The following is a 23,767-nucleotide window of genomic DNA, read 5'->3' on the forward strand; positions in this document are numbered from 1 at the left end:
TTCCCGCTTGACCTTTCGGCGCTTGGCCCTTAACCGCCAAGGACAAAAGAAAGGGTGGCGCATGAAGGTTCTGTTGATCGGATCGGGCGGACGCGAGCACGCACTCGCCTGGAAGCTGGCGCAATCGCCGTTGCTGAGCGAATTCTATGCCGCACCCGGCAATCCCGGCATTGCCGAACACGCCGTCCTCGTGCCCATCAATATCGACGATCATGAAGCCGTCGCCGCTTTCTGCCGGGAGAAGGCGATCGATTTCGTCGTCGTCGGTCCCGAGGCGCCGCTTGTCGCTGGCCTTGCCGACCGCTTGCGCGCTGATGGCCTGGCGGTCTTCGGTCCCTCTGCGGCTGCCGCCCAGCTTGAAGGCTCCAAGGGCTTCACCAAGGATATCTGTGCCCGCTACGGCATTCCCACCGGCGCCTATCAGCGCTTCAACAACGCACCGAAGGCCAAGGCCTATATTCGCGCTCAGGGCGCGCCGATCGTCGTCAAGGCCGACGGTCTCGCCGCCGGCAAGGGCGTGACGGTTGCGATGACCCTGGACGAGGCGCTCGCCGCCGTCGACGACTGCTTCGAGGGCGCCTTTGGCGCCGCCGGCGCCGAAGTCGTGGTCGAAGCCTATCTTGACGGCGAGGAGGCAAGCTTCTTCTGCCTCTGCGACGGCAGACACGCGCTGCCGCTCGCAACCGCCCAGGATCACAAGCGGGTGGGCGAGGGCGATACCGGCGTCAATACCGGCGGCATGGGCGCCTATTCGCCGGCGCCCGTCATGACCGCCGAAATGGTCGAGCGCACCATGAAGGAGATCATCGAGCCGACGATCCGCGGCATGGCCGAGAGCGGTCATCCCTTCTCCGGCGTGTTTTTCGCCGGATTGATGATCACCGAGAAGGGTCCGGAACTCATCGAATACAATGTCCGCTTCGGCGATCCCGAATGCCAGGTGCTGATGATGCGGCTGAAGAGCGATCTGCTGCCGCTGCTTTTGGCCGCCGCCAACGGCACGCTCGATCAGGTCAGCGCCGACTGGAGCGACGATCCGGCCCTGACTGTCGTGATGGCTTCGAAGGGCTATCCCGGCGCCTATGAAAAGAACACGCCGATCCTCTCCCTGCCGCAGGCGGGCGAGGGCGAGAAAGTGTTTCATGCCGGCACGGGCCTGAAGGACGGCGCGCTGGTTGCGACCGGCGGCCGCGTGCTGAACGTCACCGCGACGGGCGGCACGGTCGCCGAGGCGCGCGACCGCGCCTACGCCCTGCTCGACAAGGTCCGCTGGGATAACGGCTTCTGCCGCCGCGACATCGGCTGGCGGGCGATCGAGCGTGAAAAGGCCTGACATCAGGTATAAACCGGCGCCTTCGTTAAATTTTTACCCTTTCCCCTGACGGGATGGAAACAAAGCTGCGTTAAAACACTCTCATAGTGAGACGGAGCAGCCTTCATGCGTCAGATTTTCCTCGGTGCGGCAATCCTGCTGATGGCGGGTTCAGCAATGGCATCCTCGATCGAGGTGATCGGCAAGGCTACGCCGCGCCCCGCCGAGGGCAGCATCGTCGCCGAAAGCTGCGCCGATTGCCCGCCGCTGCAGGCCGAGGTCACCAAGAAGGATTACACGGTGCCGGAACTGAAGCCCGGCGCGCTGCAGGCGACCGAGGTCCGTGATATCGGCGGCGAAAAGAAGATCTATCGCACCGAAGCCTGGATGGGCGGCTCGCCCGTCCTCTTCGTCAGCAAGGCAACCCCGGAAGCGATGATTGCCGCCGCCCCGCCGGCCCCGTCTGCTGACGGCATCGATATGAGCGCCACCACCGCTGCCGTCATCGGCAGCGATGCCCGGCCGGTCGCCGCCGGCATGGCGCAACAGCCGGCGCCGCTGGACGTGTCCGAATTCAAGCTGCGGTTCTAAAAGCGCTGCAGCTTCTTCCGTCCTGATTTGTCTGAAGAAAAAGTTCCCTGCCCCTGCCCGATCAAGGTTTCGATCGTTGGGGTTCCACCTCAGGTGGAGCGGATGCACCCTCGAAGAGAAGCGGGGGTGCATTCTGTTTTGACCTAAGCTCCGGCGGCCGCGTCGCTTTCAAGTTCCGCCACACGTTCGATCAGCCGCTCGATCTCGCGATCGGAGAACACTTCGATACCGGCCGCTTTCAGCGCCGCCGCCGTCACGCCGTTGCCGGCCTGCCTGCGGCCGGAAAAGCTGCCATCGTAGATGAAAGCCGAGCCGCAGGACGGGCTACCGTCGATGAGAAGCGCATAGCGGCAGCCGGCCTGCCTTGCGAGCGCCACGGCGTTCTCCGCCGCCTGCACGAAATCTTCCGTCACATCGCCGCCGGTGATCTCGACAACCCGCGCCGTGCCGGCCAGCACCTCTTCGCCCGTTGCCGCGCCGGCGATCTCCGCCGGCGGCCGCGGCACCTGCATGCCCGCCGACATTTCCGGACAGATCGTCACCAGCCGCCCCTCGGCCCGCCATCTGTCGGTCGCCGGATGCAGCAACGGCTTCGCGCGGCCATCATAGCGGACGGCGTGGCCCATGAGGCAGGCGCTGACGAGAATCCTGTTTTGCATGCCTTTTGGATAACGCTACGGGGGCGATAATGCCAGTGTTGGATGACCTCGTATTGCGTGATCATCCCTCGGCGGTGGCTCGAACAACCTCACCGCACCATCGAGCGCCAGAGGCATGGATCCTCGGATCAAGGCCGAGTTGGTCACGATGTAGGCAATATCCCGCCATGGCGGGCAGAGTGCTTGGTTGTGGATACTCGGGTCAAGCCCGAGTATGACGGAGGGTGGGGAGGGCGCCGGGCAAGAGGCGAGAGGTCTGGGGCAAACTCAGCAAGGTTGTGTAGCGGTTTTCGCCTTTATAATCATGCAAAGTCACCGAGAAACCTCTGCCCCAGCTGGCTTGCCGTTGGCGCGTACGGCGCTCTCTTTGGCACACAGGCTCCACCCACCCTCCGTCGTCCTCGGGATTGACCCGAGGACCCACGGCCGCAAGCGCTGCGTCACCTTAAAGCACCCACCCGAAACCCGGCTCTTACCCCGAAATCTTCGAAAAATCCGCCACCGTTCCCGTCGCTTCGCGGATCAGCCGCAGCAAAGCCAGGCGGTTGGCGCGGATGGCGGCGTCCTCGTCATTGACGAGCACCTCTTCGAAGAAGCGGTCGACCGGGCTCCGCAGCTTGGAGAGTGCTTCCATCGCCGAGCGGAAATCTTCCCCGGCCACGGCGTCCGCCGCGTCCTTCGAGGCGCTTGAGATCGCGGCAAACAGCTCCTTCTCGGCGTCGAGCTTCAGGAGCGCCGGCGACACGCCGTCGGCGATGACAGTGCCTTTCTTTTCCTCGGCGGCGAGCAGCTGCGTCGCGCGCTTGGTGCCGGCAAGCAGGTTCTTGCCATCCTCCGATGTGATGAAGGCGGTCAGCGCTTCGACGCGGCGCGCCACCATCAGCAGGTCGTCGGCATCTGGCGTCAGCACCGCGTCGATGAGATCGTAACGGGCGCCCTGATCGCGCAGATAGACCTTGAGACGGTCGTGGAAGAAGGAAAGCAGATCGCCATCCCTGGTGGTCGCCAGAAGCGGCAGGCGAACCCTTCGCTCCAGCAGGATCCTGACGACGCCGAGGGCGGCCCGCCGCAGCGCAAACGGGTCCTTGGAGCCGGTCGGCTTTTCGTCGATCGCCCAGAAGCCGGTGAGCGTATCGAGCTTGTCGGCAAGCGCCAACGTGATCGCCACCTTGTCCTCCGGCACCCGGTCCGACGGGCCCTGCGGCTTGTAGTGATCTTCGACGGCTGCGGCAACGGAGGCATTTTCGCCCTGCAGCACCGCATATTTGCGGCCCATCAGGCCCTGCAGCTCCGGGAATTCGCCGACGGCTTCGGTGCGCAGATCGGCCTTGGCAAGCACGGCGGCGCGATCGGTGAGCGCCGGATCGGCGCCGGTGATAGCAGCCAATTCCTTCGCGAGCGCCCGGATGCGGGCGACGCGCGCGCCCTGCGTGCCGAGCTTGGCATGGAAGGTCACGTCGAGGTCGTCGAGCTTGGCCATGCGTTGGTCGAGCGGCTTCTGCAGGTCGAGGCCGAACTTTGCCGCCGAAGCGGCGAGCGTCTCGAGATCCGGCAGGTTGCCCTGGTCGCGCTTCCAGAAATGCAGCGCGTCCGAAAGCCGGGCTCGCACCACCTTGCCATTGCCATGGACAATTTCCTTGCCGCCGTCATGCGCCTGGATGTTGGAGACGAGGATGAACCGGTTCGATAGCGTGTCCTCGCCCTGCTTGCGCGTGACGAAGCACTTCTGGTTGGTCTTGATCGTCAGCCGGATGATTTCCGAGGGGATGGAGAGGTAATCCTCCTCGAAGGACCCCATCAGCACCTGCGGCCATTCGACGAGGCCGGAGACTTCCTCCAGCAGGCCTTCGTCTTCCACCAGTTCCAGCCCGTTGGCAAAAGCGATGTCGCGCGCGTCGTGCAGGATGATATCCTTGCGCCGCTCGGCATCGAGGATGACCTTCGCCTTTTCGAGGCTCGCCGCATAATCATCGAAGCGCCGGACGGTGATTGCCTCGGGCGCATGGAAGCGGTGGCCATAGGTGATGTTGGAGGCGGTAATGCCGTCGATCTCGAAGGGAATGACGGTGGTTTCCTCATGTTCGGGACCGAAGGTGCAGACGATCGATTGCAGCGGCCGCACCCAGCGCAGCGCGCCGGACTTCGAGGAGGCCTTGCCCCAGCGCATCGCCTTCGGCCAGGGGAAATCGCGGATGATGCCGGGCATCACCTCGGCGACGATCTCTTCCGTCGCGCGGCCGGGCTTGGAGATGACTGCGACGTAGAAATCGCCCTTCTTCGGATCGCTGACCACCTGCGCCTCGGAGACCGACGAAAGGCCGGCGCCGCGCAGAAAACCTTCGATCGCCTTTTCATTGGCGTCGGTGCGTGGCCCCTTGCGCTCTTCGCGCACATCGGCCGAACGCGCCGTCAGGCCGTGAATGTCGAGCGCCAGCCGCCGCGGCGTCCAATATTCGCGCGCGCCCTCGTAGGACAGACCGGCTTCGACGAGCGCATCGGTGACGAGCTTCTTCAGGTCGCCGGCAGCCTTGCGCTGCATGCGGGCAGGAATCTCTTCGGAGCGGAGTTCGAGAAGAAGGTTCGGCATGTCACACTTTTCCTTGCGCCCGCGGGCAGGGCGATCCAAAACGTTGCTTCTGCTATCAAAGAATGCCGCATCTGCACAACCGCAAAAACGGAAGAGAGCGATGGGGTGGATGTTGGTAGGCGTTGGGCCGTGCAGCCCCCAATCACTCAACTTCCGCTGTGGAAACCACAGTCGGGCATTGCCTTGCCGCTTTTCGCCGCTATGGTCCCGCAAATTTCGTCGAAACAGGAAATTCAGGGAAGCCCATGGCCGCAGACCTCCGTTTTCTCGCAGCCCGCATCGCGGCCGAAATCAATGCCCGGCCGGATCAGGCCAAAGCCGCGATCGAGCTGCTCGACGAGGGCGCCACCGTGCCCTTCATCGCACGCTACCGCAAGGAGGTGACGGGCGGGCTTGACGATACGCAGCTGCGCGATCTCGCCGAGCGGCTGGTCTATCTGCGCGAACTCGAAGCCCGGCGGGCCACGATCGTCGAATCGATCACAAGCCAGGGCAAGATGACCGACGAGCTGATGGCCAAGGTGGCCGGCGCCGGAACCAAGGCCGAGCTCGAGGATCTCTATCTTCCCTATAAGCCGAAGCGGCGCACCCGCGCCGAAATTGCCCGCGAACGCGGCCTCGGCCCGCTTGCCGAGGCGATCCTTGCCGACCGCGGCCGGGAGCCGTCGGTGCTCGCCGAAGGTTTCATCACCGCTGATGTGGCCGATGTGAAGACGGCGCTTGAAGGCGCGCGGGACATCATCGCCGAAGGCATTGCCGAAAATGCCGACCTGCTCGGCAAATTGCGCGCCCATATGCGCCAGGCGTCGCTGCTGAAGGCCAAGGTCGTCGACGGCAAGCAGGCGACGGGCGAGAAGTTTTCCGATTATTTCGATCATTCCGAACGCTGGGCGACCGCCCCCGGCCACCGCGCGCTCGCGATGCTGCGCGGCTGGAACGAGGAGGTGCTGACGCTGACGATCGAGGCCGATGCCGATACCGCCTCGCCGAACAAGCCGGTCGAACGGATGATCGCCGCGGCTTATGAGATCGGCGCGCGCCGCCCCGGCGACCGCTGGCTGATGGAGGTCGCCAGCTGGACCTGGCGCGTCAAGCTTTCCATGTCGCTGTCGCTCGACCTGATGCGCGAACTGCGCGAGAGAGCCGAAGAGGAGGCGATCCATGTCTTCGCCCGCAATCTCAAGGATCTGCTGCTCGCCGCCCCCGCCGGCTCGCGCGCGACCATGGGCCTCGATCCCGGCATCCGCACCGGCGTCAAGGTCGCCGTCGTCGACGGCACCGGCAAGGTGGTTGCGACCTCGACGGTCTACCCCTTCCAACCGCGAAACGACGTGCGCGGCGCCCAGGTCGAACTCGCATCGCTGATCCGCAAGCACAATGTCGAGCTGATCTCGATCGGCAACGGCACCGGCAGCCGCGAGACGGAAAAGCTGGTGGCCGACATGCTGGCCGAACTGCCGGCGCCGAAGCCGACCAAGGTCATCGTCTCGGAAGCGGGCGCCTCGGTTTATTCCGCCTCGGCAACCGCAGCGGCGGAATTTCCCGATCTCGACGTGTCGCTGCGCGGTGCCGTCTCGATCGCCCGGCGTCTGCAGGATCCGCTCGCCGAACTCGTCAAGATCGAGCCGAAGTCGATCGGCGTCGGCCAGTATCAGCACGATGTCGACCAGCAGAAGCTGTCGCGTTCGCTCGATGCCGTCGTCGAAGACGCGGTGAATGCCGTCGGCGTCGATCTCAACACGGCGTCGGCGCCGCTGCTCGCCCGCGTCTCCGGCCTCGGCCCATCGATTGCGGACGCGATCGTGCGCCACCGCGACAGCGAGGGCCGCTTCGAGACGCGCCGCGATCTGTTGAAGGTCGCCCGGCTCGGCGGCCGCACCTTCGAGCAATGCGCCGGCTTCCTGCGCATCCCGAACGGCAAGGAGCCGCTCGACGCCTCCTCCGTCCACCCGGAGGCCTATGGCGTCGCCAAGAAGATCGTCGCCGCCTGCGGCCGCGATCTGCGCGCGCTGATGGGCGACAGCGCGGTGCTGAAAGCGATCGATCCGCGTCAGTTCATCGACGAGACATTCGGTCTGCCGACGGTGCGTGACATCATCGCCGAGCTGGAAAAGCCCGGCCGCGACCCGCGCCCGAGCTTCAAGACCGCGACCTTCGCCGAGGGCGTCAACGAAATTTCCGACCTGAAGCCCGGTATGGTGCTTGAGGGAACGGTGACCAATGTCGCTGCATTCGGCGCTTTCGTCGATATAGGCGTGCATCAGGACGGGCTGGTGCATGTGTCGCAGCTTGCCGATCGCTTCGTCAAGGATCCGCATGAGGTCGTCAAGGCGGGCGATGTCGTCAAGGTGCGGGTCGTCGAGGTCGACGCCAAGCGCAAGCGCATCGCTCTGTCGATGAAACGAGATGACGGTTCTGCAGCACCGCCGCCGCGTGGTGATTCTCGCGGAAACCAGGGCTCGCGGCCGCAGAACGAAAGAAGGCCGGCGGCGCCGAAACAGGAGAGCCAGGGTGCCTTCGGCGCAGCGCTGGCCGAAGCGATGAAGCGAAAATAAGGGCTTAGCCGGCATTTCGGCAAAAATGCAACAGTTTGGCAGCGTTCTGAAGAGAGTGCTAAATCCGGCGCTTGTAAGGCGAAAGAGATCGCCTAAGTTGATGTGACCATCCTGTCACATTTGCGAGGCGTCCATGGCGTCGGCTTTCCTATCGATCGTCCAGCAAATCATCCGCAAGGGTTCGTTGAAACTTACCCTTGCCAATGGCGATACTCATATGATCGGCGACGGCACCGGCGACATGGTGGTCGCCAGGCTTGCCGATCAGGAGGCCGAAGACGCCATCCGCCGCGACCCGACGATGAAGCTCGGGGAAATGTACATGCAGGGCCGGTTCATTCTCGAACAGGGCAACATCTATGATTTCCTGTCGCTGGTGAAGCAGAACACCACCAACGAAATCTTCGATTTCAAGATGGCGGCGCTGCTTCTCGGCCGCATTGCCTTGCAGCAGCTGAAGAGCCGCCTGCCGGTCAATCGCAACAAGCACAATGTCGCCCATCATTACGATCTGTCGGCCAAGCTCTTCGATCTTTTCCTTGATGAGGACTGGCAATATTCCTGCGCCTATTTCAACCCGCCGGGCATCGGTCTCGACGAGGCGCAGCTTGCCAAGAAACGCCACATCGCCGCCAAGCTTCTGCTTGAGCCGAACCAGCGTATCCTGGAGATCGGCTCCGGCTGGGGCGGCATGGGCATGTATCTGGCGGAGGCGACGGAGGGCGCCGATTTCACCGGCATCACGCTCAGCGAAGAACAGCTGAAGGTTTCCCGCAACCGCGCCGAAAAACGCGGCCTTTCCGAGCGCGTGCGGTTCGAACTGCAGGACTACCGCACCATGACCGGCAGAAAGTTCGATCGCATCGTTTCGGTCGGCATGTTCGAGCATGTCGGCATCGGCAATTACGGCAATTTCTTCCGCAAGGTATCCGATCTGCTCGACGACAACGGCGTCATGGTGCTGCATTCGATCGGCCGTCCCAAGCCGAGTTTCGGCACCAATGCCTTCATCGAGAAGTATATTTTCCCCGGCGGCTATATCCCGTCCGTCGGCGAGGTCGTGCCGCCGCTCGAAAAGGCAGGCCTTCTGGTGAAGGATGTCGAAATCCTGCCGCTGCATTATGCCTATACGCTGCGCCATTGGCGCGAGCGTTTCGTGGCGCGCAAGGCCGAAGCGGTGGCGCTGTACGACGAGCAGTTCTTCCGCATGTGGGAATTTTATCTGGCCGGTTCCGAAATGGGATTCCGCTGGGATGAGCTTTTCATCCTGCAGATCCAGATCGCCAAGAACCAGTTCGCCGTTCCCGACAATCGCAACTACATCGCGGAAAACGAAGCCAAGCTGAAGGCATTCGAGGCGCGGCGAGCGCCACTGGAAAAGGTGACTTTCTGAGCGGCAGCGACCGAACCGATGAGAGGACATGCCGATGAGCAGCGCGTTTCCCGAGATCTACCTCGTCCGCCACGGCGAGACCGAATGGAGCCGGTCGGGGCGCCACACCGGACGCAGCGACATTCCGCTGACGACGGTGGGCGAGGCCGCCGCTCGCAAGCTTGCCGAGCGGCTTTCGGGCCTCTCCTTCGCTGCCGTCTGGTCGAGCCCGTCCGCGCGCGCCCGCAAGACCTGCGACCTTGCCGGCTTCGGTTCGGGTGCGGTGATCCGCGACGATCTCGCCGAATGGGACTATGGCGCCTATGAAGGCATTACGACGAAGGAGATCCTGGGGAAGCGCCCCGGCTGGCAACTCTTTCGCGACGGCTGCCCGAATGGCGAAACAGCCGCCGATGTCGGCGCCCGCGCCGACGCCGTCGTCGAGGCGCTCCGCCAGGCAGCCGCCCCGATCCTGATTTTCTCGAGCTCGCATTTTCTGCGCGTGCTCGCCGCCCGCTGGCTCGGCCTGCCGCCCCAGGGCGGCGCGCTTTTTTCCCTCGATACGACAAGCATCAGCATCCTCGGCTACGAACACGACCTGGCCGAACCGGTCATTCGTCAGTGGAACCAGCGGTAGGGATGCGGCGGGATGGGTGATCTCGCTTCAGAATGATGTAATCGTCGTTGGCACGACTGTCATCGGCACCCTTTGCTCGCCGTGGTTAACATTGGGGTAACAACATCGGGATAAGTCTACCCACCGCCGCCCTCCGCGGCTTTGTTTTTGCGTTTTCTGGAGTGCGGACGTGTTTCATCGATCAGTCGTATCGATCTCTTTCATTATTGCCTTTTCATCCATCGCTCCCGCGGCCGCGCAGGACAGCGGTCAGCATTTCTGGTCGGGCGACTGGTATCTGAATGTCGGCGTCGCCGGCTTTTCCGCGCCGAAATTCGAAGGCGCGTCGCGCAACGAGTTCAAGTTCAGCCCGCTGATTTCGGTCGGCCGGCAGGGCGCGGGTCCACGCTTTTCCTCGCGCAACGACAATCCCTCCTTCGCTCTCATCGACAAGGGCGCCTTCCGCGCCGGCATCGTCGGCAGGTTCGTGCCGTCGCGCGATGACGGCGATGACCGTGAGCTGAAGGGCTTGCGGAAGGTCAAATGGGGTGCCGAGGCCGGCGGCTTCGTCGAGGTCTATCCGACCGATTTCCTGCGCGCCCGTGCCGAAGTCCGGCAGGGCATCCGCTCTCATGACGGCGTCGTCGCCGATCTCGCCGTCGATGCCTTCACCGATATCGCGCCCGACCTGCAGCTCTCCGGCGGCCCGCGCGCGACATTTGCGACCAGAGGCTATTACGACGCCTATTATGGCGTCAGCGCCAAGCACGCTGCAGCAAGCGGCCTCGATCCCTACAAGCCCTCGTCGGGCATCCAGTCCTATGGCGCCGGCGCGGCGCTGACGTGGAAGGCGACCGAAAACCTCTCGGCAAGCTCTTTCCTCGAATATAAGCGGCTGGCCGGTCCCGCCGCCGACAGCAGCCTGGTGCGCGAGCGCGGCTCGAAGAACCAGGTGCTGATCGGCGTTTCGGCGACCTACAAGTTCAATTTTTCTCTGCAGTGAGATGGGTAGCTCCGGCGAGAGCTCGGAGCGGTTTGCATCCGCAATCGCGTGGGGATGAAGGCTTGCACGATGTCGGGGAGAACCGGGTGTGCTCTCGCGCCGCGGCGATCGCTGCTTGACCGGATCGCCGGGCCGCCGCTACATGAGCGGCATGCAAGACTCCGACCATTTTAACGATCGCGTCTCCGACGCGCCCTCCGACAACTGGGTCTACCGGATCCTGCCGCCATGGCTCTGGCCCTATGCGCAGCTCGCCCGCTGGGACCGCCCGATCGGTTGGCAGCTGTTGATGTGGCCGTGTTTCTGGTCGGCGACCCTTGCCGCCAATGCGGCGATCGACAAGGGGGTCTATTCCGGCACCCTGCTGGTCTCCCATCTTATCCTCTATTTCATCGGCGCGGTCGCCATGCGCGGCGCCGGCTGCACCTATAACGATCTCGTCGATCACGAGATCGACATGCAGGTGGCGCGCACCCGTTCGCGCCCGCTTCCCTCCGGCCGCGTCACGCGCGCCCACGCGAAGATCTTCATCGGCCTGCAGGCGCTGGTCGGGCTCTTCGTGCTCCTGCAGTTCAACTGGTTCACGGTCTTCCTGGGTCTGCTCTCGCTCGGCATCGTCGCGCTCTATCCCTATGCCAAACGCTTCACCGACTGGCCGCAATTCTACCTCGGCCTTGCCTTTTCCTGGGGGGCGCTGATGGGCTGGGCCGGCATTCTCGGTGGCCTCTCCTTTGCCGCCGTCCTGCTTTATGCCGCCTCGGTCGCCTGGACGATCGGTTACGACACGATCTATGCCCATCAGGACAAGGAGGATGACGAGCTGATCGGCGTCCGCTCCACCGCCCGCCTGTTCGGCGACAGGACGAGGACATGGCTGATCGGTCTTTACGGGCTGACGCTGGTGCTGATGTTTGTCGCCTTCGCGCTTGCCGGCGCCAATCTCATCGCTTTCCTGGCGCTGCTCGGCGCGGCCGGCATGTTCGCCTGGCAGATCGTCCGGCTCGATATCGAGGATGCCGCCCAATGCCTGGCGCTCTTCAAGTCGAACAACCGCGTCGGCCTGATCATCTTCGTGGGCCTCTTCGTCTCGCTGCTCTTCGCCATTCCTTGAATGGAGCGACGCGTGAAATGGCAAAACCCGGCGCGGACGCCGGGTTTCAAATGTTTGCGAAAACCAAGTGTCGCGATATCGCTCAGTTGCGGGCGATGATTTCCTTGCCCTCGATCCGCATGGCGACGCCGAGCTGGCCGGTGGTGCGGCGCACCAGGAAGCGCGGACGGCGATTGGCGAAGTAGGAATGGCGGCGCCGCGGCTTCAGATCGCCGGTGCGCAGGGCGCCGATATGGTCTTCGAGCGGCCGCGCGACGCCGTCGGCCTCGACCATCAGCATCGGAATGCGGAAGGCCTCGGACCAGCTGCGCCAATCGGCGGCGATATCGCTGAGATCATGGGCGACCAGCAGCGGAATGCAGAGCTCCGGATCGGCATGGTGGAGTTCGAGCGTGACGGTCACCTCGCCGTCGCCATGGTCGATGGCGCGGGCGGCGACACCCTTGAAGACGCGCTTCGGCAGGGCAATCGAGAGCGGCAGGCCGCTGGAGGGGAGGACTTTGCGCAGCACCGCGCCGCGTTCGTCCAAGGTGATGCTGACGTCATCCGAACAATCATGGATGGCGTAGCTGACCTGCTGCGGGAAGCGGGACGGATCGAGACGCAGCGTCGTGCCAGCCCAAGCGGGCTTCAAAACGGGATTGTTCATTTCATTCTACCCTTGTCTTACCTGAGAGCCGGATTGCGGTCTTCTCCTCGGGACTTTTCGTCCTCTATGGCCGACAATAGGCGGGCGCCCTTCCGTACAGCTTAAAAATTGCGGTTAAGAAAACTTTGCCTCCCCTGATGGTTATCAAAACCGAATCCGGCAGGGTTTCCGGAAGGTGAACGGTGTGCTGACCTGAAATGACGCAACCCAGAGGTAAGTCTCGGGTAAGTTTTGCGTGGCAAAATGGGCTCACCGGCAGTTCGTCGTTCTTTTAGAGATTTTGCCAAAAGGGCGCTTTTGATGATTACGGCTTCCCTCGCTTATTCGATCCTGTCGAAGGATATGACGTCGAGCCTCAACAAGGTGGCGTCGCAGGCGACGGTCAAGAAGGATGCGCAGTACTACGCCGACCATATCAATAAGGTCAAAGACGTCGACGATTTCCTCGGCGACTACAAGCTCTACAGCTATGCGATGAAGGCCTATGGCCTCGAGGACATGACCTATGCCAAGGCCTTCATGAAGAAGGTGCTGGAAAGCGATCTCACTGATCCCAACAGCTACGCCAACAAGCTCTCCGATACGCGCTACCGCGAATTTGCCGCCGCCTTCAATTTCAACGCGCCTGACAAGGACGTGCAGACGGATGCCCAGGAGGACGATCTGATCGGCCTCTACAAGCAGTCCTTCGTCGATGCCGACAAGGCGGCCGCCGCCGAGAGCACCTATTACAGCAACAATATCGACAGCGTGCAGACCGTCGACGACCTGGTCAACAATACGAGCCTGCGGACCTATGTGCTGAAGACCTTCAAGATCGATCCGACCTATGCGTCGAAGGACTTTTTGCGCCAAGTGCTGACGAGCGATCTCAGCGATCCCGCAAGCGTCGTCAACACGCAGGGCGGCGACAAGTACAAGGCGCTTGCCGCCCAGTTCAGCTTCAATGCCGACGGCACCGTTAGCGGCACGGCCCAGACGGCGGCACAGAAGGCCTCGGTCATCGAGACCTACACGCTGAATTCCCAATCCGTCATCATCGACAATGCGGTTGGTTCCGACGTTGTCTATGTCAGCAAGACGGCGGCCGACTACAACAAGGCCTATTATACCGCCAAGATCGGCACGATCACCAATGTCGACGATCTCGTCGCCGACGCCCGCCTGACCTCCTACATCAAGACCGCCTACAGCATGGGCGCCGATTTCACCGCGCCGGCGCTGCGCATGGTCCTGACCGATCCAAGCTATGCCCAGCTGATGGGCTTTACCAATGTCTATAACGCCTTCAACTTCAAGTCGGACGGTTCGACCTCGACCACGGCCCGCGCCCAGACGATCGACCAGGCGAACAAGCTGGCGTCGGCCGCCTCGAGCACTGCCAACTATTATAGCGTGACCTCGCAATCGAGCGGCATCACCAATGTCGACGACCTGCTCGCCGATAGCGTCATGGCGCGCTACATCAAGGATGCCTATGGCCTCGGCGTGAATTTCAGCAACGCCGAGCTGAAGAACATCCTGACCGACTCGTCCTATGCCGCCGCCCAGGGGCAGGCCGGCCTCAATGCCGACTTCAACTTCAATGCGGATGGGTCGATCAACGGTTCGGTGATTCAGACCGCCGCGCAACGCAAGTCGACGACCGACAAATCGGCGGCGAACGCGGCCCACTTCAACGCGATGATCGGCAGCGTCACCAATGTCGATGACATCATGTCCGATCCCGTTGCGGTCAGCTATCTCAGAACCAGCATGCAGATCGCCGACAGCGTCTCCGATGCGACGCTGCGGACCTTCCTCGTCGATCCCGCCGCAGCCAGCGCCCAGGGCTATAGCGACGTCCACGATCTCTTCAATTTCAAGACGGACGGGTCCGTCGCGACGCTTTATGCCACGCAGACCGCCGCGCAAAGCGCCAACACGACAAGCAAGGCCGACAGTGCGGCCGTCTATTACCAGTCGACCATCGCCGGGATCTCGAATGTCGATCAGTTGCTGGCGGACCAGAAACTCAACAACTTCGTGCGCAATGCCTACGGCATCCCTGCTACCGTCACCGACGTCGATCTTCGCAACATCCTGACCGATCAGAGCGGCACCGGCACCTATGCGAATGTCGCCGCCGCCTTCAATTTCAAGGCCGATGGATCGCTCGAGGATGGCTTGGCGGCGCAGACCTCCAGCCAGACCACGAACACGAAAATTGCCGCCGGAGCGCGCACCGACGATTATTCGTCCCGCATGGCGACGATCGCCAATGTCGACGAGCTCATCGCCGATCCCGCCATCACCAATTTCCTGAAGAGCACCTACAACCTGCCGTTCGACATCTCGGACGCCGAGCTGAAGAGCATCCTGACCGATGCGACGGCTGCCGCAGCCGCCGGCCATGCCGATCTCAACGCCGATTTCAACTTCGCCGCCGACGGATCGCTGCCGGCCGTCAGCTCGGTCCAGACCGCCGATCAGGCACAGACCACCAATGACAACTACATGGCGCGCTATGACGACGAGCGCGACGAGGCGATCGAAGAGGTCGCCGACAATTACTCGAGCATGATGGCCGACAGCACCAGCCTGCTCGATACGGCCGAGATCAAGACCGTCAACGATTTCCTGCGCACCAATGCCGCGGCCGATTTCAAGAAGAGCAACGACAAGCTGCCCGATCCCTATCACGTGGCGCTGCAGGCCTTCGGCCTGACGGACCAGGAGGTCCCGCGCTCGATGATGCGCAAGATCCTGACCAGCGATGCCTACGATCCGAACGGCTATATCGCCTCGCTGAAGGACGAGCGCATCACCAACCTTGCCCGCGCCTTCAACTTCGGCCCCGACGGCAAGGCCGCAGCACCTCTGCAGGCGCTGCCCGACGCGACCTTGGCCAAATACGCCACCGATTACAAGGCGCATGTCACCATGCTGCTGAAGGCCGGCCCGGTGAAAGACAAGGCATCGAAGGATGCGACGACCGAGGTCGATTATTTCGCCAAGGGCACGGCCAAGGTTCAGTCGCTCGACGATTTCCTGGCCGACAGCCGCCTGACCGATCTGGTGCTGAAGGCGAACAACCTCGACCCGAAGGATTACGACAAGGCGACGCTGAAGAAGATCTTCACCTCCGATCCCGACGACAAAAAGAGCTACCTGAACACCAAGGCCGATGCGCGCTTCAAGGATATCGTCGCCGCCTTCAACTTCGACAAGGACGGCAATCTGACCCGCGCCAAGATCGGCGCCATCCAGAACAAGGCGGCCGAGGCGCATACGCAGGACCTCTACGTCAAGCAGACGTTGGAAACCCAGCAGGGCGAAAGCAACGACGGTGTGCGCCTGGCGCTCTATTTCAGCCGCAAGGCCCCGAGCATCACCTCGATCTATTCGATCCTCGGCGACAAGGCGCTCTATCAGGTGATCACCACCGCCTACAGCCTGCCGGCGCAGATATCGAGCATGGACGTCGCCAAGCAGGCCGATCTGATCAATCGCTTCGTCAAGCTCGAGGATCTCCAGGATCCGAAGAAGGTCGACAAGCTGCTGCGCCGCTTCACCGCCATGTACGACGTCCAGAACAACACCCAGCAATCGCCGGCGCTGCAGCTCCTGACCGGCGGCGGCACGCAGTCGTCATAATTGCTCTTTAGTTTCAGATTCGCCCCTCACCCTAACCCTCTCCCCGTAAACGGGGCGAGGGGACGTGCCCTGCGCCAACGTTGGTGAGGGACGGAGAGGTTGCGGTAAGTCCCCTTCGCCCCGTTTAGGGGGGCCGAAGGACGGGTCGAGACCTGTGGCTCGTCCCCGGTCGGTGCCGGCAGGCGGATGAGGGGCTCTTCCCGACCGCCACCCTCAAACGTCGAGACTAACCACCTTCCCAGGATTCATGATACCAGCCGGATCGAAGGCGCGTTTGATGCGGCGCATCAGCTCGATTTCGATCGCCGGGCGGATCGTCGCCAGTTCGTCGCGTTTCAGCTGGCCGATGCCGTGCTCGGCCGAGATCGAACCGCCATGGGCGAGCACCAGCCCGTGCACGATGTGGTTCATTTCGCGCCAGCGGGCAATGAAGGCGGCCTTGTCGGCGCCGACCGGCTGGGAAATATTGTAATGGATATTGCCGTCGCCCATATGGCCGAAGGCGCAGATGCGGGCGCCGGGCATCGCCGCCATGACAGCTTCTTCGGCCTCGGCCATGAAATGCGGAATCCTTGACACCGGCACGGAAACATCGTGCTTGATCGATCTGCCTTCCGGCTTCTGGGCATCCGACATGCTCTCGCGCATGTGCCAGATGGCTTGCTGCTGCGCCACGGATGAGGCGATCGCCGCATCGAGCACCAGCCCGGCCTCAAAACCCTGTTCGAGCACTCCGTTCATCATCCGCTCCGCCGTCTCGGCCGAATCCGAGGTCGAAATATCGATCAGCACGTACCAGGGATAGGCCGCCTCCAGCGGATCGCGCACCCCGTCGATATGGCGCGTGGTGATCTCTACGCCGAAGCGCGGCATCAGCTCGAAGCCGGTGAGCGAGGTGCCGCAGAGGCTGGCGGCCAAGTTGAAGAGGGCAAGCGCGTCCTCGACCGAATTGAGGCCGGCGAATGCCACCTGATGGCCGAGCGGCTGGGGAAACAGCTTCAGCACCGCCCCGGTGATGATGCCGAGCGTGCCTTCGGCGCCGATGAAGAGATCGCGCAGGTCGTAGCCGGTATTGTCCTTCTTCAGCCGGCGCAGGCCATCCCAGATCTCGCCGGTCGGCAGCACCACTTCGAGGCCGAGGCAGAGCTGGCGCATATTGCCGTAGGCCAGCACCGCCGTGCCGCCGGCATTGGTGGAGAGATTGCCGCCGATGCGGCACGAGCCCTCCGAGCCGAGCGACAGCGGAAAGAGCCGGCCATGCGCTTCGGCCGCCTTCTGCACATCGGCCAGAATGGCGCCGCCGTCGGCGACCAGCACGTTCGCCACCGGATCGACGTCGCGGATCCTGTTCATGCGCTCGAGCGACAGGATGATGTCGGACTTGCCGGCGCGCGGCGTCTGGCCGCCGACGAGGCCGGTATTGCCGGTCTGCGGCACGATTGCCGTCCCGGTCTCGGTGGCGAGTTTCATGATATCAGAGACCTCCTCGGCCGAGCCGGGCTTCAGCAGGAGAGGGGAGGAGCCGTGGTAGAGGCCGCGGTTTTCGATCAGATGCGGCGCCAAATCGGCCTCGCTCCGCAGCGCGTATTTGTCGCCGACGATTGCGGCGAAGCGGTCGAGAAGATCGGTGGAAATGCCGGGGGTGCTCATCGGGTCGATCATCCTCTGTGGCTTCTAAAGCGCGTCGCGATCTTTCAGATTCGCTTGTCACGCTTTAGGTCTTTATTTTCTCGCATCTCTTTATCGCAAAACCGCTGCACACTTTTGCGAGACATGCTCTGTCAGTCGCGCGGGGCGGCAGCCCTTTGCAGGCGGTCGTTGATCGCTTCGCCTAGGCCGTCGTCCGGAATGGGCGAAAAGGCGATGCTCGAAACGCCGCTGGCATCGGCCCGCTTCATGTAGTCGAAAAGATTGGCCGCCGCTTCCGCAAGATCGCCGCGCGGGCTGAGGTCGAGGACGATGCGGGCGTCGCGTGCGCCTTCGACCGCCGCACCGCCGAAGGCGATCAGCGCCTCGCCGGGTTCCACCGCGCTCGCATTGAGGCGCACGCTGGCGCCCGGCGCATAATGCGAGGCGAGCATGCCCGGCGCCTCGATGGCCGCTGATGCCTTTTTGGCGCGCAGCAGCGGCCGGCCGGCGACACGCTCGACCTCGCGGGCCGCCAGGCCGCCGGGCCGAAGCAGTCTGACCCGGTCGCCTTCCACCTTGACGATCGTCGATTCGACGCCGACGGCGCTCGGGCCCGCATCGAGGATCAACGGGATTTTCGCGCCGAGATCGGCCTCGACATGGGCCGCACTCGTCGCGCTGATGGCGCCCGAGGTATTGGCGCTGGGGGCGGCGAGCGGCCGCCCGAAGGCGCCGATCAGGGCGCCGGCAAATCCTTTCGGCACGCGCACGCCGACACTGTCGAGACCGGCGGTCGCCAGCGAATGGATCGGGCTTTCGGGTTTGAGCGGCAGCACGAGCGTCAGCGGACCGGGCCAGAAGGCCTCGGCCAGCGCCCGCGACAGCGGATCGAACGCGGCATGGTGTTCGGCCATGGCAAGGTCGGCCATATGACAGATCAGCGGATTGAAGCGCGGCCGGCCCTTGGTCTCGTAGATGCGGGTGATGGCGGCCGGATTGGTTGCGTCGGCCGCAAGACCGTAGACCGTCTCGGTCGGCATGGCGATGGCAAAGCCGTCGGCAAGCGCGGTCGAGGCCGCTTCGAGCGCCGCCTGCCTGTCTGCCTCTATGTCGATGATGCGTGCCATGTGCTGCCCGGAGTTGATCCCGGCAGTCATTAGGCTTTCCGTCGCCGCCGATCAATCGCTGTTATAGCTGCCGGATGATTTCGCGCAGTTGTTCGTTGCGGGCGCCGAGCAGCAGGATGTTGCGGATCGCCGCCTGCGGATCGTGGGTGCGAAAGAGCAGCCCGTTACCGCGCACCGAGCGGTCGATGGTCATCTTTTCCGAGGAATCTTCGCCCGGCTTCATCGCGACGGCGAAATACATGCGGGAATAGCCGACGTCGATCCGCTGGAAGAAATTGTCGTTGTCGCCGATGTCGGAGTAGAAGTTGGCGATATAGAAGGCCCAGCTGACCTCTTCATAGTGCGCGAACTTCGTGCGCGCCGCGGTAACGTGGCAGTAGCCGAGATGCGGGCTGTCCTCCAGCGTCCGGTGGAAGATCATTTTCGGAAACTGGATCGAGTGGTGGAAGCCGTTGATATGCTGATGTGTCTTCTCGCCGGCCACCTGAAGCTTGCGGCCGGTCTTTGCGGCGACCTCGTCATGGGTGAGGTAGCGCCGTTCCTCCGCCAGCCAGTGCCGCCGTTCGCGGGGAATGCGGCCGGTGCGCAGGAATTCGGAATGGGCGGCAATCGGCTGCCGCTCCCGTAATTTGCTGGTGTCCTTCGCATCGAAATAGCGGAGTCTGGCCATGGATCGCATTCTTCGGTCGGTCTGTTTTCCCTCAAGGATAGGGTCCTATGCTTAAGGCAGTGTTAACATTGTTCCGGCTGCGCCACCGCTGCCCGCGGATGCGAATGGATGTCGCAAATGCGACGGTGGCCGGCATCCAACAGCCGACCTCTTTGTCAAACGGGCCTTTACGCCATGTCGCAATTGACGATAATAGCCTGGAGAGTCGGCGATGCGATCGATCGGGCCGGGCCGCCACAGCCTTGCCGCATCCTGTCGTCAATTTCGAAGCCGATGTCGCATTACAACCAAGCAGCAGGCGGGCTCGGTGATTAAATGACGCTATGAACAATTCTCCCGAAGGAGAAGGAAGCGGGCGCGCTTCCGCCGGCCTTCTGCTTGAGGGCGGCAACCACGGGCACGAGGACATGAAGATGGATATTCGCAGCAACGTTTTGCGTCAGCTCAAGAACCGCCGTGAGGGCTTCAGCCTCGAGCAGCCGTTCTATATCGACGAGGATTATTTCCGGCTCGACATGGAGATGATCTATTATCGCGATTGGCTGTTCATCGGCCATGATTGCGAACTGCCGAAGCCGGGCGCCTATTTCACCGTTCAGATCGGCAGTTATCCCGTCGTCATCGTCCGCGGCCGCGACAATGTCATCCGCGCCTTCCACAACAGCTGTCGCCATCGCGGCTCGCGCGTCTGCACCAAGGACCACGGCTCCTCCGTGCGCCTCGTCTGCCCTTACCATCAGTGGACCTATGATCTCGATGGCAAGCTCGCCTTCGCCCGCCACATGGGCGATGATTTCGACAAGACCGGCTTCAACCTGAAGCCCGTCCATTGCGAAAGCGTCGCCGGCTACATCTTCATCTGCCTGGCCGACAGCGCTCCGGATTTCCAGGCGGTGCGCGACAAGATCGAGCCTTACATGGCGCCGCACCGCATCGGCGAGACCAAGGTCGCCTTCCAGAGCACGATCATCGAGAAGGGCAACTGGAAGCTCGTCTGGGAAAACAATCGCGAGTGCTATCACTGCGCCGCCAATCACCCGGAACTCTGCCGCACCTATCCGGAAGCCCCGAGCGTCACCGGCACCGACGGCGGCGCCGACGATCCTGAAATCGCCGGCCATTGGGCGCGCTGCGAGGCCGCCGGCCTGCCGAGCAAGTTCCAGATTTCGCCGGACGGCCAGTTCCGCACCGCCCGCATGCCGCTGATCGAGGATGCCGAAAGCTACACCATGTCGGGCAAGCCCGCCGTCAAGCGCCGGATTGCCGACGATATCTCGATCGACCGTATCGGCACCATGCTGCTCTTCCATTATCCGACGACGTGGAACCACCTGCTCGGCGACCATGCCATCTCCTTCCGCGTGCTGCCGCTCAGCGCCAACGAGACGGCGGTGACGACCAAGTGGCTCGTCCACAAGGATGCGGTCGAGGGCGTGGACTACAATCTCGAGGAACTGACGCACGTCTGGACCGAGACCAACGACCAGGATCGCCGCATCGTCGAAGAGAATGCCTTCGGCATCCACTCGCCCGCCTATGAGCCCGGTCCCTATTCGTCCGTGCATGAAGGCGGCGTCATGCAGTTCCTCGAGTGGTATACGAACTTCATGGTGAACCGCCTGCAGGGCGACCAGGCGAAAATCTCCGCCGTCGCCTGATGCACCTCGCCTGCGCCGCAGCCCAAGCGGTTCAGGCGATCCAAAACAGAAAAAGCGGCCGGTTTCCGGCCGCTTGGAACCATTCGGCGGCAAATGCGTTGCTGGGCAGGCGGTAATCGCCGTCGAATGGAGAGTAGTAATGATCAGGCTGAAAAACAAAATCGCGACCGCAGTTCTGGCTGCCGCCGTCCTGCTGACAGGCTTTGTCCCGTCGCAGGCAATCCAGATGCCGACCGCCCCACAGGTGGAAAAGTCCTCCGACATCGAGAGCGTCCAATACCGCCGCTACTATCGCCGCGACTATTACAGGCCCGGCTATCGTCCCGGCGCCTATTACCGCCCCGGCTGGTATGGCGGCTATCGCGGCTACAGCTACTACCGTCCGGGTTATCGCCACTATAACGGCTATTGGTACCCGCTCGCCGCCTTCGGCGCCGGCGCGATCATTGCCGCACCGCGCTACGCTGCGCCCGCGCCGCGCTACGGCTCGGCTCACGTCGCCTGGTGCGCCAACCGCTACCGTTCCTATCGGCCCTACGACAACACGTTCCAGCCCTATAACGGCCCGCGCCAGCAGTGCTATTCGCCGTATTGAGGTAGGCACGACAAACGCAGGGCTGCGCGCTACCCCACTCTCCGCGTCATCCTCGGCCTTGTGCCGAGGATCCATGCCCGCTGCCGGTGGGGGCCAAGGTGGATGCTCGGGTCAAGCTAGGTCAAGCCCGAGGATGACAGAGAGTGGGGGAAGCTCTGCGCTTAATTCCGGGAGATCCGGGTTAGCAGCATCTATGGCCGGAGACACGATGACGCCGCGTCTCTGTCGGACGCTTCCGTCAATCGCACTCGTTTTTCGTCGATTGCGACACTCAGTGAACGGCGGTTATCACCGAAATGCCCGCTTCGTCGGCGGCACGGATAAGCGCTGCTCGCGCGTCCTCAGCCGGAATTTCTCCGTGAATTGCCATCCGGCACGCCCTGATCGCGATAAGATATTCGTCGCCATCGTCGATCGGCCAGCCAACCGTTAGCATTTCGGCAGCCTGCACAAGCGTTGCAACCAGCTTGTATCTTTCCGGCCCACTCACAACCAGCATCAGAGGGGCAAACTCTTCGGATGTGCACCATTTCATGACATTAGGTCTCCCCACGGTAAATATATTAGTAACCGTGCAAGAACCGTTCCGGGCGAGGTGGCTGGATGAACCAGCTGACCATCCGAGTGTCGATCGCCGCGATCGCCCTCCATCGCTAAGGCCAAACTTCAATGGACGAAGCCGTTGCAATACTGAAAGTGGCCGCGCCCCCGCATGGGTTCAAGCCACGTCGCTCGTGTGCCAACTATCGCGCCGACGACAGCGCCAGCGCTACATCCGTAGCATCGATTTGGGCCGAAAGCTGCCCCTCACCCTAACCCTCTCCCCGTAAGACGGGGAGAGGGGACGTGCCCTGCGAGATGGATGCGAGGACCGGAGAGGTTGCGGCTATCCCCCTTCGCGCCGCAAGCGGGGAGAAGGTGCCGGCAGGCGGATGAGGGGCGGCACGCCCACCGCACCGCTGACATTCAAAGGATATTCACCCGCCGCAACAGCCACCAGGCAAATGCAATCGAGGCGATGATCAGCGCGACGGCGTATTCCGTGCCGTAGTCGCCGACGGCGAAGGGCAGGTTGGCGGTGTTCATGCCGAAAAAGCCGGTCACCAGCGTCGGCGGCAGCAGGAAGGCGGTCATGATCGACAGCAGATAGAGGTGGCGGTTGGTTTCGGAGGATTGTTTCGAATCGATTTCTTCGTGCAGCAGGCGCGCCCGATCCTGCAGCGCATAGATATCGTGGTCGACCGTCTCCAGCCGGCTCGTCAGCCGCCGCGCCACGTCGTCGAAGCCGAAGGGCATCTCGTCTTCATCGGTCGCCGCCGCCCGGCGCATCAGCGCCAACACCGTGCGCAGATGGCGATGCAGCCTGACCACCGTTCGCCGCACCGGCGCCAGCCGCCGGCGCTCGTCGCGCGGGGCGTTGTCGTAGACGATATCCTCGATCTGGTTCAGCTCTTCGGTGAGCTCGATGACGATGGCGATCAGCGTGCGCTGGAATTCGATCACCAGCAGTTCGAACAGATCGACCGGCAGCGTAAATTTGCCCGGGTTCTTCTCGATCAGCGCGCGCGCCCGCTCGACGCTGCGCAGCGGCTGCAGCCTCGTGGTGATTATGAAGCGGTCGGACATGGCGAAATGCAGCCAGCCGAGATTGTTGGTGTCCTGGGCGAAATCGCGCTGGCAATCGACGAGCGTGCCATAGAGCATCTGCTCGTCGACGGTAATGGCCGCATGCGTGTCATGCGTGATCAGCGCCGATCTGGCATCCTCCGTCAGTCCGTCGAGCGTCTCGAGCAAGGCCGGAACGCGGGCATCGACGAGATTGAGATGCAGCCAGTAGAAACAATTGTCGGCGGTCAGATCCGCCACCGTCGCGCTGTTGTTCAGTCGCACCGCCGTCTTTTCTTCCGGCGAGAAGCGATAGGCCCAGACGAAACCGGGTATGTTGACGGGCAATGTATCCATTGTTCGCCGGTCCTTTGCGAAGGCGATTTCATTTC

General features: G+C 62.9%; 18 protein-coding genes. 10 read left to right on the forward strand and 8 right to left on the reverse strand.

Annotated features, from left to right (window positions below):
• Positions 1 to 61: 61 nt before the first annotated feature.
• Positions 62 to 1,333 (forward strand): phosphoribosylamine--glycine ligase, encoded by a 1,272-nt coding sequence (gene purD, locus AMC88_RS04720; RefSeq protein ID WP_010025687.1) that lies wholly within the window; start codon positions 62 to 64, stop codon positions 1,331 to 1,333.
• A 105-nt stretch (positions 1,334 to 1,438) separates the two neighbouring features.
• Positions 1,439 to 1,903 (forward strand): plant virulence effector HPE1-like domain-containing protein, encoded by a 465-nt coding sequence (locus AMC88_RS04725; RefSeq protein ID WP_064824877.1) that lies wholly within the window; start codon positions 1,439 to 1,441, stop codon positions 1,901 to 1,903.
• Positions 1,904 to 2,046: 143 nt separating this feature from the next.
• On the opposite strand, the gene AMC88_RS04730 is transcribed toward AMC88_RS04725, so the two are convergent.
• Both AMC88_RS04730 and glyS read right to left on the reverse strand, forming a co-directional pair.
• Positions 2,047 to 2,562 carry a 2-thiouracil desulfurase family protein gene (locus AMC88_RS04730; RefSeq protein WP_010025685.1) on the reverse strand — a complete coding sequence of 172 codons (516 nt, stop codon included), beginning with the start codon at positions 2,560 to 2,562 and terminating at the stop codon, positions 2,047 to 2,049.
• 472 nt (positions 2,563 to 3,034) lie between these two features.
• The gene (glyS, locus tag AMC88_RS04735; protein ID WP_064821425.1) at positions 3,035 to 5,149 is read right to left on the reverse strand and encodes a glycine--tRNA ligase subunit beta; all 2,115 of its coding nucleotides are present in this window, start codon (positions 5,147 to 5,149) and stop codon (positions 3,035 to 3,037) included.
• Between the two features lie 245 nt (positions 5,150 to 5,394).
• On the opposite strand from glyS, the gene AMC88_RS04740 reads away from it, so the two are divergent.
• The 5 genes from AMC88_RS04740 (at position 5,395) to ubiA (ending at position 11,806) form a co-directional block, all read left to right on the forward strand.
• On the forward strand, positions 5,395 to 7,704 hold the full coding sequence (locus tag AMC88_RS04740; protein ID WP_064824878.1) for a Tex family protein: 2,310 nt from the start codon (positions 5,395 to 5,397) through the stop codon (positions 7,702 to 7,704).
• Positions 7,705 to 7,837: 133 nt separating this feature from the next.
• A complete protein-coding gene (locus AMC88_RS04745; RefSeq protein ID WP_064824879.1) occupies positions 7,838 to 9,097 on the forward strand; it encodes an SAM-dependent methyltransferase in 1,260 nt (419 codons plus the stop codon).
• A 34-nt stretch (positions 9,098 to 9,131) separates the two neighbouring features.
• The gene (locus AMC88_RS04750; RefSeq protein ID WP_012482876.1) at positions 9,132 to 9,713 is read left to right on the forward strand and encodes a histidine phosphatase family protein; all 582 of its coding nucleotides are present in this window, start codon (positions 9,132 to 9,134) and stop codon (positions 9,711 to 9,713) included.
• Positions 9,714 to 9,882: 169 nt separating this feature from the next.
• Entirely contained in the window at positions 9,883 to 10,695 is an 813-nt protein-coding gene (locus tag AMC88_RS04755) for a MipA/OmpV family protein (RefSeq protein ID WP_064824880.1), read from the forward strand.
• A 151-nt stretch (positions 10,696 to 10,846) separates the two neighbouring features.
• Complete coding sequence (gene ubiA / locus AMC88_RS04760) at positions 10,847 to 11,806, forward strand: 4-hydroxybenzoate octaprenyltransferase (RefSeq protein WP_029531616.1); 960 nt, start codon at positions 10,847 to 10,849, stop codon at positions 11,804 to 11,806.
• An 82-nt stretch (positions 11,807 to 11,888) separates the two neighbouring features.
• Here ubiA and AMC88_RS04765 read toward each other — a convergent pair whose 3' ends face one another.
• Entirely contained in the window at positions 11,889 to 12,455 is a 567-nt protein-coding gene (locus tag AMC88_RS04765) for a DUF6101 family protein (RefSeq protein ID WP_004680407.1), read from the reverse strand.
• A 300-nt stretch (positions 12,456 to 12,755) separates the two neighbouring features.
• On the opposite strand from AMC88_RS04765, the gene AMC88_RS04770 reads away from it, so the two are divergent.
• Entirely contained in the window at positions 12,756 to 16,091 is a 3,336-nt protein-coding gene (locus AMC88_RS04770) for a DUF1217 domain-containing protein (protein WP_064824881.1), read from the forward strand.
• Between the two features lie 213 nt (positions 16,092 to 16,304).
• Here the strand turns inward: AMC88_RS04770 and AMC88_RS04775 are convergent, their stop codons facing one another.
• From AMC88_RS04775 to AMC88_RS04785, 3 genes are all read right to left on the reverse strand, one after another.
• Positions 16,305 to 17,741, reverse strand: coding sequence for an FAD-binding oxidoreductase (locus AMC88_RS04775; RefSeq protein ID WP_064825802.1), 1,437 nt, complete (start codon positions 17,739 to 17,741; stop codon positions 16,305 to 16,307).
• A 131-nt stretch (positions 17,742 to 17,872) separates the two neighbouring features.
• Entirely contained in the window at positions 17,873 to 18,847 is a 975-nt protein-coding gene (locus tag AMC88_RS04780) for an L-threonylcarbamoyladenylate synthase (protein WP_041683846.1), read from the reverse strand.
• A gap of 61 nt (positions 18,848 to 18,908) precedes the next feature.
• Positions 18,909 to 19,517 (reverse strand): DUF6656 family protein, encoded by a 609-nt coding sequence (locus AMC88_RS04785; protein WP_004680461.1) that lies wholly within the window; start codon positions 19,515 to 19,517, stop codon positions 18,909 to 18,911.
• A gap of 413 nt (positions 19,518 to 19,930) precedes the next feature.
• Between AMC88_RS04785 and AMC88_RS04790 the strand changes: the two genes are divergently transcribed.
• Both AMC88_RS04790 and AMC88_RS04795 read left to right on the forward strand, forming a co-directional pair.
• Complete coding sequence (locus AMC88_RS04790; RefSeq protein WP_064825803.1) at positions 19,931 to 21,175, forward strand: aromatic ring-hydroxylating oxygenase subunit alpha; 1,245 nt, start codon at positions 19,931 to 19,933, stop codon at positions 21,173 to 21,175.
• Between the two features lie 139 nt (positions 21,176 to 21,314).
• The gene (locus tag AMC88_RS04795; protein ID WP_010018941.1) at positions 21,315 to 21,770 is read left to right on the forward strand and encodes a BA14K family protein; all 456 of its coding nucleotides are present in this window, start codon (positions 21,315 to 21,317) and stop codon (positions 21,768 to 21,770) included.
• 271 nt (positions 21,771 to 22,041) lie between these two features.
• On the opposite strand, the gene AMC88_RS04800 is transcribed toward AMC88_RS04795, so the two are convergent.
• Together AMC88_RS04800 and AMC88_RS04805 are read right to left on the reverse strand one after the other, a co-directional pair.
• Positions 22,042 to 22,305, reverse strand: coding sequence for a DUF982 domain-containing protein (locus AMC88_RS04800; protein WP_012482886.1), 264 nt, complete (start codon positions 22,303 to 22,305; stop codon positions 22,042 to 22,044).
• Between the two features lie 431 nt (positions 22,306 to 22,736).
• A complete protein-coding gene (locus AMC88_RS04805; protein WP_064824882.1) occupies positions 22,737 to 23,732 on the reverse strand; it encodes a transporter in 996 nt (331 codons plus the stop codon).
• Positions 23,733 to 23,767: the final 35 nt, after the last annotated feature.

It is taken from the genome of Rhizobium phaseoli (genome assembly GCF_001664385.1).
GTDB lineage: Bacteria > Pseudomonadota > Alphaproteobacteria > Rhizobiales > Rhizobiaceae > Rhizobium > Rhizobium phaseoli.